The sequence below is a fragment of the Gordonia sp. NPDC003950 genome, from assembly GCF_053605205.1.
Window position 1 is genome coordinate 1 of the sequence record NZ_JBSGIT010000045.1, and the last position, 16,130, is coordinate 16,130.

Annotated in this window: 12 protein-coding genes and 3 pseudogenes; 5 read left to right on the forward strand and 10 right to left on the reverse strand. The window is 65.6% G+C overall.

Translation table 11 applies throughout. The annotated features are described in order from the left end of the window. Nucleotides 1-422 precede the first annotated feature (422 nt). From ACWETB_RS23460 to ACWETB_RS23475, 4 genes and pseudogenes are all read right to left on the reverse strand, one after another. A complete protein-coding gene (locus ACWETB_RS23460) occupies nucleotides 423-1,436 on the reverse strand; it encodes a hypothetical protein (protein ID WP_452213983.1) in 1,014 nt (337 codons plus the stop codon). Nucleotides 1,437-1,770: 334 nt separating this feature from the next. Next, on the reverse strand, nucleotides 1,771-1,971 hold the full coding sequence (locus tag ACWETB_RS23465; protein WP_452213985.1) for a hypothetical protein: 201 nt from the start codon (nucleotides 1,969-1,971) through the stop codon (nucleotides 1,771-1,773). A gap of 51 nt (nucleotides 1,972-2,022) precedes the next feature. After that, entirely contained in the window at nucleotides 2,023-2,331 is a 309-nt protein-coding gene (locus ACWETB_RS23470; RefSeq protein ID WP_452213987.1) for a hypothetical protein, read from the reverse strand. Between the two features lie 266 nt (nucleotides 2,332-2,597). Beyond that, nucleotides 2,598-2,710: pseudogene (locus ACWETB_RS23475) on the reverse strand (antitoxin); the annotation flags it as partial. 156 nt (nucleotides 2,711-2,866) lie between these two features. Between ACWETB_RS23475 and ACWETB_RS23480 the strand changes: the two are divergent. Next, nucleotides 2,867-4,140 (forward strand): annotated as a pseudogene (locus ACWETB_RS23480) (IS256 family transposase). A gap of 29 nt (nucleotides 4,141-4,169) precedes the next feature. Here the strand turns inward: ACWETB_RS23480 and ACWETB_RS23485 are convergent. Further along, nucleotides 4,170-5,425: pseudogene (locus ACWETB_RS23485) on the reverse strand (glycosyltransferase family 2 protein); the annotation flags it as partial. Between the two features lie 53 nt (nucleotides 5,426-5,478). Here ACWETB_RS23485 and ACWETB_RS23490 point away from each other — a divergent pair. The 3 genes from ACWETB_RS23490 (at nucleotide 5,479) to ACWETB_RS23500 (ending at nucleotide 8,103) form a co-directional block, all read left to right on the forward strand. Then, nucleotides 5,479-6,042, forward strand: a complete 564-nt coding sequence (locus ACWETB_RS23490) for an SGNH/GDSL hydrolase family protein (RefSeq protein ID WP_452214000.1) — start codon at nucleotides 5,479-5,481, stop codon at nucleotides 6,040-6,042. Nucleotides 6,043-6,273: 231 nt separating this feature from the next. Continuing rightward, nucleotides 6,274-7,233: a cellulase family glycosylhydrolase gene (locus tag ACWETB_RS23495; RefSeq protein WP_452213989.1), complete on the forward strand. Its 960-nt coding sequence runs from the start codon at nucleotides 6,274-6,276 to the stop codon at nucleotides 7,231-7,233. Nucleotides 7,234-7,308: 75 nt separating this feature from the next. Beyond that, complete coding sequence (locus ACWETB_RS23500; RefSeq protein WP_348805077.1) at nucleotides 7,309-8,103, forward strand: potassium channel family protein; 795 nt, start codon at nucleotides 7,309-7,311, stop codon at nucleotides 8,101-8,103. Nucleotides 8,104-8,362: 259 nt separating this feature from the next. Here ACWETB_RS23500 and ACWETB_RS23505 read toward each other — a convergent pair whose 3' ends face one another. Next, nucleotides 8,363-9,232, reverse strand: a complete 870-nt coding sequence (locus ACWETB_RS23505) for a 1,4-dihydroxy-2-naphthoate polyprenyltransferase (protein WP_348805078.1) — start codon at nucleotides 9,230-9,232, stop codon at nucleotides 8,363-8,365. Between the two features lie 79 nt (nucleotides 9,233-9,311). Further along, nucleotides 9,312-10,070, reverse strand: a complete 759-nt coding sequence (locus tag ACWETB_RS23510) for a hypothetical protein (protein WP_452213992.1) — start codon at nucleotides 10,068-10,070, stop codon at nucleotides 9,312-9,314. A gap of 153 nt (nucleotides 10,071-10,223) precedes the next feature. Here ACWETB_RS23510 and ACWETB_RS23515 point away from each other — a divergent pair, with 153 nt between their 5' ends. Continuing rightward, entirely contained in the window at nucleotides 10,224-11,804 is a 1,581-nt protein-coding gene (locus ACWETB_RS23515; RefSeq protein WP_452213994.1) for an aspartate:alanine exchanger family transporter, read from the forward strand. Here ACWETB_RS23515 and ACWETB_RS23520 read toward each other — a convergent pair. The 3 genes from ACWETB_RS23520 to ACWETB_RS23530 form a co-directional block, all read right to left on the reverse strand. Continuing rightward, nucleotides 11,795-13,189 (reverse strand): MFS transporter, encoded by a 1,395-nt coding sequence (locus ACWETB_RS23520; protein WP_452213996.1) that lies wholly within the window; start codon nucleotides 13,187-13,189, stop codon nucleotides 11,795-11,797. The genes ACWETB_RS23515 and ACWETB_RS23520 overlap by 10 nt on opposite strands. 183 nt (nucleotides 13,190-13,372) lie before the next feature. Further along, nucleotides 13,373-14,011 carry a TetR/AcrR family transcriptional regulator gene (locus ACWETB_RS23525; protein ID WP_348805083.1) on the reverse strand — a complete coding sequence of 213 codons (639 nt, stop codon included), beginning with the start codon at nucleotides 14,009-14,011 and terminating at the stop codon, nucleotides 13,373-13,375. Between the two features lie 140 nt (nucleotides 14,012-14,151). Further along, complete coding sequence (locus tag ACWETB_RS23530; RefSeq protein WP_452213998.1) at nucleotides 14,152-15,933, reverse strand: SIP domain-containing protein; 1,782 nt, start codon at nucleotides 15,931-15,933, stop codon at nucleotides 14,152-14,154. Between the last annotated feature and the right edge of the window lie 197 nt (nucleotides 15,934-16,130).

Below are 16,130 nucleotides of genomic sequence, written 5' to 3' on the forward strand. Positions count from 1 at the left end.
TGACCGCCTACGGGCAGTTCCCACGTCCGCCTGTGGGCACTTCCCGATGTCCCTTGACACCTGTCCCGACGCTACGCCTGCGTGTGTGCGACGGCCAGTGGATGCGGCGCGCCTGTGGAGGGGGCGGCGGAGAATGTTGAGCCATCCCTCGTGGTGAGAGGCCGGAGACAGCGCAAGTCCCTGCGACAGTCGGGGGTCGTCGCAGGGACTTGCGGAACCCATATTAGCTGGAGATCACCCGTGACGCGCAAGTTGGACAAAAAGCCTCCACACGTCAAGTGCGGGGTTTCGATCCGACACGGCTCGCCGCGACGGAGCTCAGCGCGAGGCTTCATTCGCGCCGGCACGCGACCGGCGTGGGTGGGTTCATTCTGATGAGATGACCCGATAGAGACCCCACAGATGCGAGTACTACATCCTCATCAAGGCTGCGCCGCCGCATTTGGTGAATCGCTCTCCGGCGAGCCGGCTGCCAAGAGCACAGCATCGGCTTCGACCTGCCGCGGTCCTACGTTCCACAGCTCGATGGTCTGCGCAATCCAGGCGACCGCGAATATCAGCAAGGCCGCCGACTCTCCCAGGATGATCAGGTGACCCACGTGGGCCGCGAATGCAATGATCAGCAAGATCACCGTCGCAACCATCGCAAGAGCGAGCACGGTGTATAGCGCGGACAACCCCTTTACCAAAGCCGTGAATTGAGCACCGCGACTTGTCGGTTCGGCTGCGGTATTCGCGGCCCGCAGGAAGGCGTTTGAGGCAACGACGAGACCCAGCCCAGAGAACGTGGCGATCGCGGCGATGTTGTGCATGAGTTCATGGTGGCGCTCGGGGGCACTCCTGATCTCGATCACATACAGGATGAGGAGCACGACGACAACCACGGCGCCTATCATCCGGAAAATCCAGGCAAAGCAGCTCGTAGTGAACCAGTCTCGCCCCAGCCAGGTGAAACTGAACACGGTCCGGTAGCTCTGGTACTTCGACTTTCCGGCGGCTCTTACGATCAGGCCCAGCGCCTGCGCGATGACTCCGGCGATCATCGCTGCCAGGACGGCATTCTTGAGGGTCGCGTCGATCGGGAAATTTGGAAACAGCACGTCCGGATCTCTTGTGCCATCAGGGACTGTCGCTGGAATGAAAGCGATCAGGAACGCCAAGAACCCTGAGTAGTTGAGAAGCACGTCCTCGGGTTCAGTGCTTCCTTTGTAGGCAGCGAGAAGCGCCCCGAGCGCGCACAGCGATCCGACGAACACCATGTGAGCACTCGTGTAGAAATAGGCGCTGATCGATCCCATGAACTCCGAATGGTTCGGCGATCGGTAGGTGACTGCGCTGTAGATGACAGATACCGCAAGCATCGCGATGAGTGCGATCATGCCGAGTCGCAGGTTCCGATACGTAGAGATCACCATCGAGGAATTGCCCGTTGACATGATTGGACTCTACTTTTCTGGATTCAGGTTTTGTGGATAACGATATTCTGCAGTGCATGAGGGCATTTCAGCGCCCGTCATCCCACGACGGGGTCGAGTGTTCCGGCAATACAGAGCTGTTGGAGAGTCGGGTGCGACCATGAACTCCGACACTGTTCTGCGCGCGTCGCCGCACTCCACGTTTGTTGCCGCGCAGCAAGATCCTGGAGGGTGACGTCGACGTCGTAGTCACCGTCGTCGGTCTGCACCAGCAGGCTGGTCGAATCCCCTTGGCGCAGCGACTTCAATGCCTTGTTGCATGCATAGACCCCAGCTGCACCACCGCCTGCAGCGCTCAGTACGGGCGGGCGTGTCCTTTGGTTGCGGCGGTGGCCAAGTAGCCCATGGTCGCTCCCGTTATCGAGCACGCTGCGGTCTTTCCATCGTCGTCGTTGTTCCACAGGTAGAGGCCGCCAAATGCTGCGGCCAAGGCGATGACCGCGGCAATCCCGAGCCGCGCCGGTCGCCTTGTGGTTGTTGTGGTGGTGGTATCCATGTCGATTGTCCGCCTCTGTGTCGGTATCTCATGTTCTTTGTCGGGGCAGGCTCAGCAGATTCGGCCGCTGCTGACGTAGGACGTGCCGAAGTTCGCCGACTGGTTGTAAGAGAGGTAGAGAGACTGGCTGTAGCCGCTGAGGAATGTGATTCCCGGATATCCGCATCGGGTACCGATCGCCCGGTAGGCCTGGATCGCGTAGGAGCCGGCGGACGCGGAGTAGTTGGTGAAGGTTCCACATCCGCTGGCGTTGGTCGAACCCCCGCGCCAGTTCTGCCAGGTCGAACCATTCCACTTCGGAAGCGCCACCGGCTGACTCGCGTACGGGACTGCTGCCCGGACTCTCAGATGTGAGTTCATGCCGATTCCTCTGCCGGAGCTCGGAACTGGGATGTCCCGCGCGGACACGTCGCCGCGTGACCTGATTGTGGTCGCCGAAGTAACTCGGCAACAATAGTTTTGGTGTCGGTTTCGCGTTTTCCATCGATCGTCGAACCCAGAACTGGGGACACCCACATGGGCGGCGGACGAACGTATGCGCTGGTCAGTGGGTCGCGCCTGTTCGCGCCGCGAACGATGTCCCGTAGTCCTGGGTCGGCCGATCAGTGCACACCATCGCGGCAATATCGAAGGGCAGTCACCAGATGCTCATGCCGCAGGGCAGCTCGACCATCTCCGAGCGGGTCCCACAGGCCGCCTGTGCATCAGCATCCGCAGCGGCCAACACCGCTCGCTCCACCGTGGTCGACGTCGTAACTTTGGGACGCGGCGATCCTAACCTCCTCGAGGAATGATCAAGACCTGTGGATCAGGGAGGGCGTGCCTTCCCGTAAATATGATCCTGGTAGTCACTTGATCAAGTCAGCGTTGCAGCGCTGGCGGAAAGGCACGCCTCGTGCTCACGGTAGTCAACTCCAACGAAGGTTCCAACCCGGCTGGCGAGGACCGCTCCATCCTCGATCAGATCGTCCGAGACGGTGCTCGGCAGATGCTCGCCGCGGCATTGCGCGCCGAGGTCGCCGCCTACATCGACCAGTTCACCGATCAGGTCGATGAGAACGGGCACCGTCTGGTGGTGCGTAACGGCTCCCACAACGAGCGCGAGGTGATGACCGCTGCGGGTGCGGTTGCGGTGAAGGCACCGCGGGTCAACGACAAGCGCGTCGACCCAGACACCGGTGAGCGGCAGAGGTTCTCGTCGAAGATTCTGCCGGCGTGGGCACGCAAAAGCCCGGAGATCTCCGCGGTCCTGCCGCTGCTGTACCTGCATGGACTGTCCACCGGCGATTTCGGGCCGGCACTCGAGCAGTTCCTCGGTTCCGGCGCTGGGTTGTCGGCGGCCACCATCAGCCGACTCACTGCCCAGTGGCAGAAAGAAGCCGCAGCCTTCGCCGACCGCGACATCACCGCCGACTATGTGTACGTGTGGGTCGACGGCATCCACCTCAAGGTGCGCCTGGAGCAGGAGAAGCTGTGTCTGTTGGTCATGATCGGCGTCCGCGCCGACGGCCGCAAGGAGTTGATCGCGCTCGCTGACGGCTACCGGGAATCGACCGAGTCGTGGGCCGATCTGCTGCGCAGCTGTAAACGCCGTGGCATGCCGTCCCCGACCCTGGCGGTCGGGGACGGCGCGCTCGGGTTCTGGGCCGGGGTCCGCGAGGTGTTCCCCGAGAGCCGGGAACAACGCTGCTGGTTTCATAAGCAAGCCAATGTGCTTGCGGCACTGCCGAAATCGGCACACCCAACGCTATCAAAGCGATGCAGGAAATCTACAACGCCGAAGACGAACAGCATGCCCGTCAAGCCATCGCTGCATTCGAGAAGACCTACGGTGCCAAGTATCCGAAAGCCGTGGCCAAGATCGTCGACGACACCGACGTGCTCCTGGAGTTCTATCGGTATCCCGCTGAGCATTGGATTCATCTGCGGACCACCAATCCGATCGAGTCGACGTTCGCGACCGTGCGGCTACGGACCAAAGTCACCAAAGGCCCCGGATCCCGCGCGGCCGGCATCGCGATGGCCTACAAACTGATCGAGGCCGCGCAGTCGAAATGGCGGGCGGTCAACGCACCACATCTGGTGAAACTGGTCCGTGATGGCGCCACCTTCGAGAAAGGCAAACTCGTCGAACCCGACGCCACCTCAGGCACCCAGGAGGCCGCCTGAAAACCGCTCATCCACAGGTCTTGACAATATCTCGAGAACAGGATCCGCATGAATTCGACGAACAGGGGGAAGGCGAGATAGGTGTAGACGCAGGCGAATCCGACCATCATCCAGAATGAGGCGAGTCCGTGGTAGCGGATGTCGCGCAGGATGAACACCCAGAACACGATCAGCGACGCCCCCAGCGACACCGCGCCGAGGATGCTGATGGACCGGGCCAGCGAGTTGGATCTGCCGACGACTCCGGTGGGCACCCAACCGATTTCGCGGCCGATGATCTTGTGCAGGATGGCGATGGCGTGGGCGAAGCTGTAGACCATCTGGATGCGCAGCACCTCGAATCGCCAGCGGGTGCGTGACACCAGCGGGAACATCACCACATACACCCACAGGCCGAACAGGAACGGCACCAGCTGCCAGGGCCGGACGTCGTCGGGGAAGGCGGTCACCATGATGACGCCGGGCAGGAAGACCAGGAAGACGTTGAATGCGGTGGTCAGGTAGTAGAAGACCCCGGCCCAATGGGCCATCGCCTGCCGGAAGGTCATCCGTTTCGGTTCGGCCATAACGGTATTGCGTACCCGCGACAGCGATCCCATGCACCAGCGGTACTGCTGGTTGAGGAAGCCGGCGAGATCCGACCGGCACAGTCCCCGTGAAAGCATTACCGGCACATAGCGAATGAGGTAGCCGGCCTGCTGCAGGTGACGTCCGGTGTGCAGGTCCTCACTGTGTTCGATGGGGGCGAACCCGCCGACCGCCTCGAGGGCGCTGCGCCGGTAGAGGGCCGATGTGCCAACGCAATTGGCGGCGTCCATGCGGTCGCGGGATGGTTGCACCCACCGGTAGAAGAACTCCTGGGTGGCGCCGGCCGTGCGTTGGATCCATCCCATCGTTTCGGTGGTGGCGAAGCATTGCGGACTCTGCACGATGGCGACGCGGGGGTCGTCGAGGTAGGGCATCAGGTGAGCGAGGAAATCGTGGCGTGGGCAGAAGTCGGCGTCGAAGATGATCACGACGCCACCGGAGCTCTGGGTGTATCCGTAGCGGAGGTTCCCGGCCTTGCGGAGGTGTAGGTGGTGCGCAGGATGGCGAGGCTTTCGCCGCAGGTGGGCAGGAACACGTCGACGGAGGCGAACGTCCCGCCGTCGGGAACCCAAGTGGCAGCACGCTGTTGATGTGTGCGCCAGGTCACACGTCGTCGGCTGAGGCCGGTCGCCAGGGACAGCAGGGTGCCGACGGCGTTGTTGCCCAGCAAGCGGACCCGAAGGATATCCGAAAACCATTCTGCTGCTTGGTGATTCGACGGGAGCGTCGACGTCGGGGTGGGCCCCGGAGCTGGGCCGGGCGATCAGCAGTTCACTGGACCGGACGGTCGCCACCGCCTACTGGAACCCCACGACCTCCAAGTACGGGGCACCGGTCGTCCTCGGCACCGGCACCAACGGGGCGATCGGCTTCTGGAACGGCTCGGCGTCGGGCAAGGACGCGGCGTATGCGCTGGACAATCTGACCGCGTTGACCACCGCCCCGTCGGGCGAATCGATCGGCACACCGGATCTGGTGCTGCTCAACTTCGGCCTCACCGAGGATGCGTCGCAGCCGCTCGCCGAGCAGGTCCAGCCACTCATCTCGGCCATTCAGAAGAAATATCCGGATGCCGGGATTGCGGTGATCAAGCAGAATCCGCCGCGTGACGGCGACAATTCCGACCAGGTGTCGGGGTATGCGTCGGCGATGGATGCCGCGGGCATTCAGGTGATCGACGTGTACTCGGCGTTTCCCGCCGACGCCTCCGCACGCGCCGCATTGATGGCCGACGGCGTCAAACCGAACGAGGCGGGCCAGAAGCTGTGGTCGAAGGCGGTGCTTGCGGCGTTCGGGTTGCCGGCGTCGTCCTGAGACTCCCTCGGTCGGTCCGTCGGAATGGCCAGACGCGGTCACGGATTGCGCACTTTGTGGAATTCGCTTGGTCGTAGGACAGGCATTTGCTTCCCTTATGGCCCCCGAGTACGGGACAATCCTGAGTGACGTCCATATCGCACCTGAGAAAGTCCCGTCATGATGCCGAGTTTCACTCCGCTGACGCGCCGCGTTGCCGCCGGTGTGCTAATGGCTGGGATTGCGGGCGCGATGGTTGGCACGACGGTGTGGGCGATACCCGGCGTCGACACCAGCGCATCGGCACCCAGCAGCGACCTGCAGGTCGCGCTGGCCTCGATGGGAGCCGAACCCACCCAGCTCGGCGTCGCCGATGACCAGATCTACCGGATCTCCGACGCCGACCTCGACGCGACCCTGGACAACCTGAGTGCACTCGGCGTGACCGACATCCGGGTCGGCGCGCCGTGGCAGTACCTGGAGGCCGACGGCGAGAACTCGGGGGCGTGGTCACGCCTCGACGACATCGTCGAGGGAGCCCAGGCGCGCGGCATGAACGTGGTGATCGTCGCGGGGGTCACCTCACCGTGGTCGGCCGACGAGGCCGACACCGACGCCCCGCGCATCGACGAGTTTGCGGCCTTCGCAGCCGAATTGGCCAAACGGTATCGGGGCAAGGTCCGCGGATACGAGGTGTGGAGTTCCCTCGGTGTTGCGGGCACCGAACCCGGCGCGGTGATGGATCTGCTCGTCGCCGCGACGGCCGCCATCCAGAGAACCGACCCGACCGCGCTCGTCGCGACCCAGCAGACCCTTGCCGCCCAGGTCGCCTCCGTCGGCCCCGAGTCCGCGCCCGCCCCGGCGGCCACCGATGCGGCGAGCCCGGTGCCGTCGACACCCATTCCGTCCACCCCGACCGAGGCGACCACCGCACCCGCCCCGCCCGCCGAGACCACCTCCGAAGCCCCCGACGCGGGCAGCGGTGGTGGCGGCGGTGCTGCCGAATCGAGTTCGACGACGTCGACGACCACGACGGAGCCGAGCACCTCCGAAACCCATGCGCCGGTGACGCCGAACGAGCAACCCGCGGTCCCCGAGGTCCCCGAATTCGATGCGCAGGTGATTCCGAGCACCTCTTCGGAGCCGTCGGAGCCCTCGGAGTCCTCGGAGTCCGGCCCGAGCGACATCCCGGAGGCCGAACCCGCCGAGTGATCACCGATGTCGGACCGGGCAGGTACCGTGGGCCGACCGATTCGGATGACAGTTCACCCGACGTGAGGACATGGGATGCCACGATCGCGCGAGGAGCGCTTCGATCTCCTTGCCGGGTGGGAGAAACGTGCGGAATGGCCGTTGGCGATCATCGCCGCCCTGTTCCTGATCGCGTACTCGGTGGATGTCCTCGGCGATCCCGGTCGGCTGTTCTCCTTCGGTATCGGGATCGTCGTCGGGTTGTCGTGGCTGGTGTTCGTCGTCGACTACTTCGTGCGGTTGTCGATCACCCCGGATCGGGGACGCTGGTTTGTGCGGCACCTGTTCGATCTGGCGGTCGTGGTCCTGCCGATCCTGCGACCGTTGCGGCTGGTCAGCTTGGTTATCCTGGTCGGTGCGCTGCAGAAGGCGCTCGGTGGTGCGATCCGCGGTCGGGTCGCGATCTACACCTCCGCGACGGCGATACTGCTCATCTATGTGGCATCCCTGGCGGTGTACGACGCCGAACGGGGACGTCCGGGCGCGACGATCACGTCGTTCGGGGATGCGGTGTGGTGGTCGTTCGTCACCGTCACCACCGTCGGCTACGGGGATTTCGCGCCGGTGACGATCACCGGACGGGTGGTCGCGGTGCTGCTGATGATCGGCGGGATCAGTCTCATCGGTGTGGTCACCGCGACGATCGCGTCGTGGATCGTCGAGCGGGTTGCCGAGGAGGATGACGCCGGCCGGGCCGCGACCGCCGCCGAGATCCGCGAGTTGAAGGACGAGATCCGCATGCTGCGGGAATCGTTGGGCGCGGAAGGCGGGGTCGCGGCCGCCGATGCCGATATAACCGGGATGAATACGACCACTCACGACAATTATTGACGCGAGACCGCTGAGCCATCCCGGTTATATCGGCTCATCCGCTACAGGCCCGTCAAGCCAGGCCCACACCGACCGCGGCGAGCACCGACCACGCGCTACAGGACGAGACCCGCATGCTGCAGCAATCGATGCGGCACGGGAAGCGGGGTCGCGGGCGCCGATGCCGATACAACCGGGATGAACACAACCACCCGCGACAATTATTGACGCGAGACCGCTGAGCCATCCCAGTTATATCGAGTGATCCGCTACAGGCCCGTCAGGCCAGGGCCACACCGACCGCGGTGAGGATCGACCAGACCAGCATCGCGATGCCGGTGGCACCCAGCGACGGGATGAGACCGGGACCGGTGGCGTGTCGGAGGACCGGGCGGGCGGCGACGACGATCAACGGTGCGGTGGCCAGCCCGATCAACACCCATGGGGTGGCGGGGATGAGCACCAGACTCGCGATCAGCGGCACCGACAGGAGGACGACGAACAGGACGCGGGTGGCGCGGTCGCCGAGCCGGACGGCGAGGGTGATCTTGCCGGATTCGGTGTCGCTGGGGATGTCGCGGAGGTTGTTGACCACCAGGACCGAGGTGGAGATGGCGCCGACGGCGATCGCGCAGACCAGGCCCACCCAGTCGACGCGGCCCGACGTGACGTACTGGGTGCCGAGCACCGCGACCAGGCCGAAGAAGGTGAACACGGCGATCTCGCCGAGTCCGTAATAGCCGTACGGTTTGGATCCGCCGGTGTAGAACCAGGCGCCGGCGATGCAGACGGCACCGATCACCACCAGCCACCACGCGGTGGTGACCGCGAGGATCAGACCGCAGACAGCACCGAACCCGAAGCAGGCGAACGCGGCGGCCTTGACCGCCCCGGGTGCGGCGGCCCCGGACCCGACCAGCCGCATCGGCCCGACCCGCTCATCGTCGGTGCCGCGGATGCCGTCGGAGTAGTCGTTGGCGAAGTTCACCCCGATGATCAGGGCGACCGACACCAGCAGCGCGAGCACCGCCTTCCACCAGGTGACGTCGCCGACGTAGAGGGCTGCGCCGACACCGGCGACCACCGGAGCGATCGCATTCGGCAGAGTTCGGGGTCGCGCGCCTGCGATCCACTGGGTTGGGGTTGCCACGCCCTTGATCGTGCCACGGCCGGTGCGGGCGGCCGACGTGACGTCGGCACTTGGCGGCGCCGAGTTCTCAAGGGATCGATCACACCTGCGGCGCCCTCGCCCAGCCGGGGCTCGGTGGCATCGTCGGCCAGGGCTGGGACTGGTCGATCGGTTCGCGGCGGGGCAACTCGGCCGGCGTCGCGGCGTCGCAGGCGTGCTGGTCGGCGGTGGGTGTCGGGTAGATCGCCATGAAGTCGAAGCGGGTGACATACCAGCCGCCGAAGACGTTGCGGCCAGTGGTACGACCGGGGCCGGTGGGTCGGGCGGGTGGGGTGGCGCCGGTGCGGACGAGGTCGATCTCGACCGGGCGGGCGGGCATCGTCCGGGATCGCCACTTGGGGCTGTCGGCGCCGCGCACCGATTGATAGCTGTATCGGCACAACACGATTCGCGTCCAGTCGGCCCTGTCCTCGCGGCGCAGCGCGGTGTAGAAGGTGGTACCCACGCCGGGCTCCGTCGGGGACACCTCGGGTGGATAGACGGTGATCATCTGGGAAATATTCGATGGCGCGGCATCGGCGAAACCGGGATATCCCCACTGCAGGGATTCCCCGGCGTTGGCCAATTCGAAGGATTCGACAAAGGCACGCACGAATGTGCCCTCCGGGCCATTGACCTCGACGACGGGACCGGGAATCCAGCGGTAGGTCATGTCGAATTGGGCGGGGATCGTTTCGTCGTCGAGCGTGACCATTTGCGCAGGATTCTCGGGTGGTCGGGTGGGTGATCCGCATGCCGTCAGCGTCGCCATCAGGGCAAGTCCGATCGCGGCGAGTGCGCGTTGCCGTCGTCGGGACATCGACGATCATCCCCTTCGGTCGAACGTAGGGGCAGGGACTTTCGCCCAGCATAGATGTGAATGATGAGACTGGTGGGATTTCGGCGCCCCTTGCCATCGGGTGATGGACGTGGTGATCTGTGAGAGGTTTCGAACTCACGTCGGGAGCAGTTCATGCACTGGTTTGTCGACAGCCCACTTCTCACCCTGTTCTTCTGCGTCGGGGTCGGATGCATCGTGGGGAAAATCCCGTTCGGCCCCGTTTCCTTCGGCCCGGCGGGCGCATTGTTCGTCGCGCTCGCGTTGTCGGCGATCGACTCCGATGTGTCATTGCCGCCGATCGTGACGAGCCTGTCGCTGTGCGTGTTCTGTTATGTCGTCGGAATCGCCGCGGGGCCGTCATTCGTCAACGCCATTCGCACCGGCTGGAAACCCGTGCTGGTGTCGATCACCGCCATCATCGCGATGGCCGCCGCCGCGCTCGGCGTGGGCAAGGCCTTCGGGCTGGACATCGGGACGATCGCCGGGTCGTTCGCCGGTGCGGGTACCGCGACCGCCGCGCTCGGCGCCGTGCAGGAGCAACTCGCCGGCGATGGCCCCATCCCACCGCAACCCGCGATCGGCTACGCCGTCGCCTATCCGATCACGGTGTTCCTGACGATCCTGGCGTGTACGTATCTGGTCTCGGCGGGCAGACGCAAGCCGACCGCCGAGGATCGGGAGAAGCTCCCGCCGATCGTGGTGCGCACCCTGGAGATCGTGCATGACCCGGGGCTGACCGTTCACGAGTTCTCCCAACGATTCTCGGCGGTCATCTCGCGACTGACCCGGGACTCGGAGACCGTCGTCGCGCATGAGTCCGAACGTCTCTATCCCGGCGACCTGGTGACCATCACCGCGCGGGAAAATGTGGCGGAATCGATCGTCGACGAGTTGGGGCGGCCCGCGGAATCGGAACCGTGGATGGATCGCAGTGCCATCGACTTTCGTCGAATCACCCTGTCGAATCCGCGGCTGATGGGCCGCGAGTTGCAGGAGCTGCGGATGGAGGAGCGGTTCGACGCGGTGGTCAGCCGAGTGCGTCGCGGCGACGTCGACATCATCGCCACGCCGGATCTGGTGCTGCAGAGCGGGGATCGTCTCCGGGTAACCGCACACCGCGATCGGCTCGCCGAGATCGCCACCGAGCTCGGTGACTCCGAACGCGCCGCCGGTGACATCAATCCGATCGGCCTCGGTCTGGGGTTGACGATCGGTCTGATGCTGGCGTTCGTCGAGATTCCGTTGCCTGGTGGCGGCACGCTCGTATTGGGGACGGCCACAGCGCCTCTCATCGTCGGCGTGATCCTGGGTGCGCTCGGCCGCACCGGCCCGGTGGTGTGGACGCTACCGGGCAACGTCGCCAACACCTTGAATCAGTACTCGCTATTGGTGTTTCTGGTGGCGGTCGGCACCGGCGCCGGCGCAGGTCTAGTGACGGCGCTGGGCGACAACGGTATTCAGTTGGTGACGCTGGGGTTGACGATCTCCCTGGCGCACGCCCTGGTGTGCGTCGTCGGCCTGCGTACCGTGCTGCACTATGGGACGGCGCGGGCACTCGGCGGTCTGACCGGGTCGCAATTGAATCCGGCGCCGTATGCGTTCGCGATGGGTAAGGTGCCCGATCAGCGGGTGGCGCTGGGGTATGCGGTGTTGTTCCCGGTGTCGATGATCGTGAAAGTGCTTCTGGCGCAGATCATGGTGGTCTACTTCTGAGCGTCGTGCTGGTGGGTCGTGCCGGGTAGCACGAGCCATGCGATCACCGTGCCGATCGCGAGAAATGCTGCGCCCACCGCGAATCCGGTCCGGAAGCCGTCGGCGGGGAGTGCGGAGTGCGCGGCGACGGTCACCAGGATCGCGAGGCCGATGGTGCCGCCGAGTTGCCGGGAACTGTTGAGCACGCCGGAGGCGAGGCCGACGTCGGAGTCACGCACACCGGCGGTCCCGACGGTTCCGACGAGCACCATCGATCCGCCGATACCGATGGCCGCGACCAGCGAGGGCAACAGGATTCCGCGCCAGAAGTCGAACTCGTCGGGCACCAGCGCGAACAGCAGCAGTCCGACGGCGCCGAGCAGACCAAGGACCCCGATGCTGTTGCGGGGACCGATGATCGGTGCGATCCGGCTCGAGGCCACGATGCCGATGACGACGCCGACGCAGAACGGCAGGAACAGTAATCCGGCGATGTCGGATTCGACATTCCAGACCGTCTGCACGAACAGCGAGGCGAAGTAGAATGCCGCGAGTTGGCCGGCGGCGAGCATGAATCCGAAGATGTTGGCGCCCAGAATACTACGGGCGGCCATCAGATGCGGCGGCATGAGCGGGTGGGTGACGGAGCGTTCGACGAGAGCGAATCCGATCAGTAGTACTGCCGCACAGATGAATCCGATGACGGTGGGCGCCGACGACCAGCCGTGGTCGCCGCCGGAGCTGACCGCGTAGACCAGCGCACCGACGCCTGCGGTGACGAGGACCGCGCCACCGACGTCGAGGCGTCCGGCATCGCGCCGTTGCTCGTGCGCGACACCGCGCAGGGCCGCGGCGAAGGCGATCGCGACGATCGGCACATTGACGAACAGCACTGCCCGCCAGGAGAACCAGTCGGTGAGGACGCCGCTGAGCACGACGCCGACCGCACCTCCGGCGGCTCCCGCGCCACCCCAGAACGCCATCGCCGTCTTGCGGACGGCCGGGTCGGCGATGCTCGACGCGAGAGCGAGGGATGCGGGCGCCAGGAGTGCCCCGGCGACGCCCTGCAGTGCGCGGGCGCCGACGAGCAGCGCCGGGCCCGTCGCCATCCCCCCGGCGATGCTGGCCACCGCGAAGAGGGCGAGGCCGGCCAGGATGACCGTCCGTCGTCCCCAGAGGTCGCCGAGGCGTCCGCCGAGCAGCATCAGACCGGCGAAGGTCAGCAGGTAGGCGGTGACCACCCATTGCAGTCCGGCGGCGCTGAATCCGAGGTCACTACGCATCTGCGGGAGCGCGATGTTGACCAGGGACATGTCGAGCGCGACGAGGAACTGCAGCGAGAAGATCGTCGCGATGAGTGCCCGATGGTGTGCGGGCGCGGCGACGGACGTCGACGGCGTGGTCACGGGAACCTCCGTTCGGGGGTACGCGACGCGTTTCGGTACGCGTACGTTTACGTATGCGTACGTGAGGGTAACCTAAGACTCCCGGTTGGTACAAGGGACTCCCCGCGCCGTTGACAGCGCTCTGGTGTGCGTTGACGGCGCTCTCGTCTACGTTGACAGCGCCCTGGTGTGCGTTGACAGCGCTCAGGCGCCCCGCGACGCCCGCGCGAGCACCCCGTCGACCTGTGCCGACACGGCGTCGCGGACCCGGAACTGCGCGGCGTACTCGGGCAGGTGCGGCAGGAGGCGCGCGATCGTCGGGACGTCGACGAGGTCGGCGGGATCGATGGTCTGATGCCACGACTTCTCGCCCGGTGTGCGGCGCGCGAGGGTGTCCTGCCATTGGAGTTCGGAGGCGACGATGTACCACACCGCGCGCCAGGCCGACATCGCCTCGACCTCGTCGACCCCCAGCTCCAGGGCGGCCTCGACGAAGGTGTCGGCAAGGACCAGCGCAGGTGCGCCGACGGTGGTCCCGTCACGCAGAATCGGGACGATCCAGGAGATGCGCGCCAGTTCGTCGTACATGCCGACCGCGACGTCGATCATCCGGTCACGCGGCGGACCGTCGGGCCGGACCCATGGGATTCGTGCCGCCACTTCGGTCAGAACCAGTTGCAGCAGTTCGGTTTTGTTGGCCACGTAATTGTAGAGCGTCATCGGCTTGGAGCCGAGCTCTGCCGCCAGGCGGCGCATGCTGAGGCCGTCGACACCGTCGCGCTCGATGATGAGGATGGCGGCGTCGACGATGGCGTCACGGGTCAGGGACGGGGCCGGGGGCATGGTGCCCTATTTCTACCAGTGGTGGCCACGATTCACCGATTCACGGCATTCGAAAGCGCTGTCGACGTTCACGCGAGCGCTGTCAACGCGTGAGAGAGCGCCGTCAACGATGCCGGGGTCAGCGACCGGTCGGCGAGCGGTCAGCTCTCGGTCGGTGTCAGTTCGATGCAGTCCACGCCCCACCCGAGTGGCGTGGAGGTGACGATCGACCAGCCGGCGGCGGTGGTGAGCCGCTCGATGTCGACCTGGGTGCGCGGGGGGACGCCGACGGCGCCGAGGTGCACCAGGGCCATTTCGGTGGCGCGGGTGTTGAGCGCGTCGGGTTCGGTCGATTCGACGAGGATCAGCGAGTCGGCGATCTCGACGAGTTCCCGTAGGTGTCCGATCACCTCGTCGTCGGTGCGGTGTTCGCATGCGCTCGCCAGCACCATCACGTCGGTGCGGGTCCACTCCTCACCGAAGTCCTTGTCGCCCTGCGAATCTGCCCGCCGGAGCGCAGACAGCGGTTCCGCCTCCTCGACGATCCGCATGGATGCTTTGACGCCGCCGTCGCGCAGCCCGTCGGCGACGACGAGTGCGGCCGGGCCGCCGATGGAGATGTCGGAGTATCCGCGCCACAACGGAAGTCGAGCAAGAGCGGGCATCAGGAAGGTCAGGCCGTCGGCTTCGTCGACCAACTCGTCGTAGCGATCGGCCGCGGATGCGACGTGGCGGCGCAGGGTGGCGCCCGTGCGGTGTTCCCACGCCGACCGTCGCGCGGTGACGGCGTCGGCGAGTCCGGCGAGCGCGAGCACCTGATCGGCGTAGAGGCTGTCGAACTCCTCGCGGGCGTGGTCATCGTCGACGAGTCGCTCGCCGTACTCCCCGATCGAGATCTTGTCACCGTCCAGACGTAGAACGGCGGCGTCCAGCAGCACGTTGATCACCGGGTCGATCTGTGCGGCAGCCACATTCAGGGAATCGGCGAGTTCAGCGCGGTCGCGGGGGCCCGCGGCGACAGCATCGAGCAGTCCCAGCTTCAGTGCCGCGCGGGTCGCCAACCACGGCACGGGGGAACCGATCTCGGCGCGAGTTGCCGAGGTATCCGATTCCGTGTCCGCATCTACACCGGGCTCGTCCCGGATGTGCCAGTACCCGGTGATATCGGTGTGCGACTTGAGAATCCCCCACTCGCGGCTGATGTGACGCCGAAGCGCAAGCAGCGCACGGCTTTCCGCGGCGGCCCAGACGTAACCGACTCCGCGGGGCGCGGGCACGGATGCCACCGCCGCGGTGAAGGCGTCCCGATCGCCGGGTTCAGCGAGGACCCAGGTGATTGAATCCCCTGTGCGAGTAAGGATGTCCTGACGGGCACGATCATCGGAGATGGTGATGATCGCGCGGGCGGGGCCGTCGACGGGCCGTTCGGTGAAGAATCGGTCGATCGCCGGGACGGCGGTCTCATCGCCGATGAGGATCATCTCGTCGACGTCATCGGGAATGATCGTCGAGGCCTTGGGCCCGACGAACCAGAGGTCGTCACCGGGTTGCGCGGACCGCGCCCACGCCTCGGCCGGGCCACCCGCGTGTCGATCCGAGGTGTGGACGACGAAGTCGAAGGACACCTCGAGGGCCGCCGGATCGTGGTGATGCGGGGTGTAGTCGCGCGTCTCACGATGCTCCGACGGCCGCCAGTCGATGCCGTTTTCGCTCTGGTGGGGCACTGCGTCGGCGATGTCTCCGCCGGGCGCGAAGATGAGTTTGACGTGGTCGTCGAACATCGGGACGTCGAACGCGGGGAATGTCATGCCGTCGCGGGTGAACTCACCGAGTTGGGGGCCGCCGACGGTGACGCGGCGCATCCGCTGCGTGATGTCCTCGACGCGGCGCACCTGCACACAACGCAGCACCAACGGGTGGGCTCGGTAGCGGGAACGGTTCATGGACTCGCATCACCTCGTCACGGACTCGTGGGCAACTATTTAGGTGACACTAAGCTACCGCGCGTGGCCGAGGTGGCCGCGCGCAGATCGCCGGCGACGGGGTCCGGACGCGACAATCGGCCGCACACCACCGGTGTGCGGCCCATTTGGTTTTGGTGGGTTTACTTGGCTGTATGGTGTGCGTCTCCGGGGGGCGC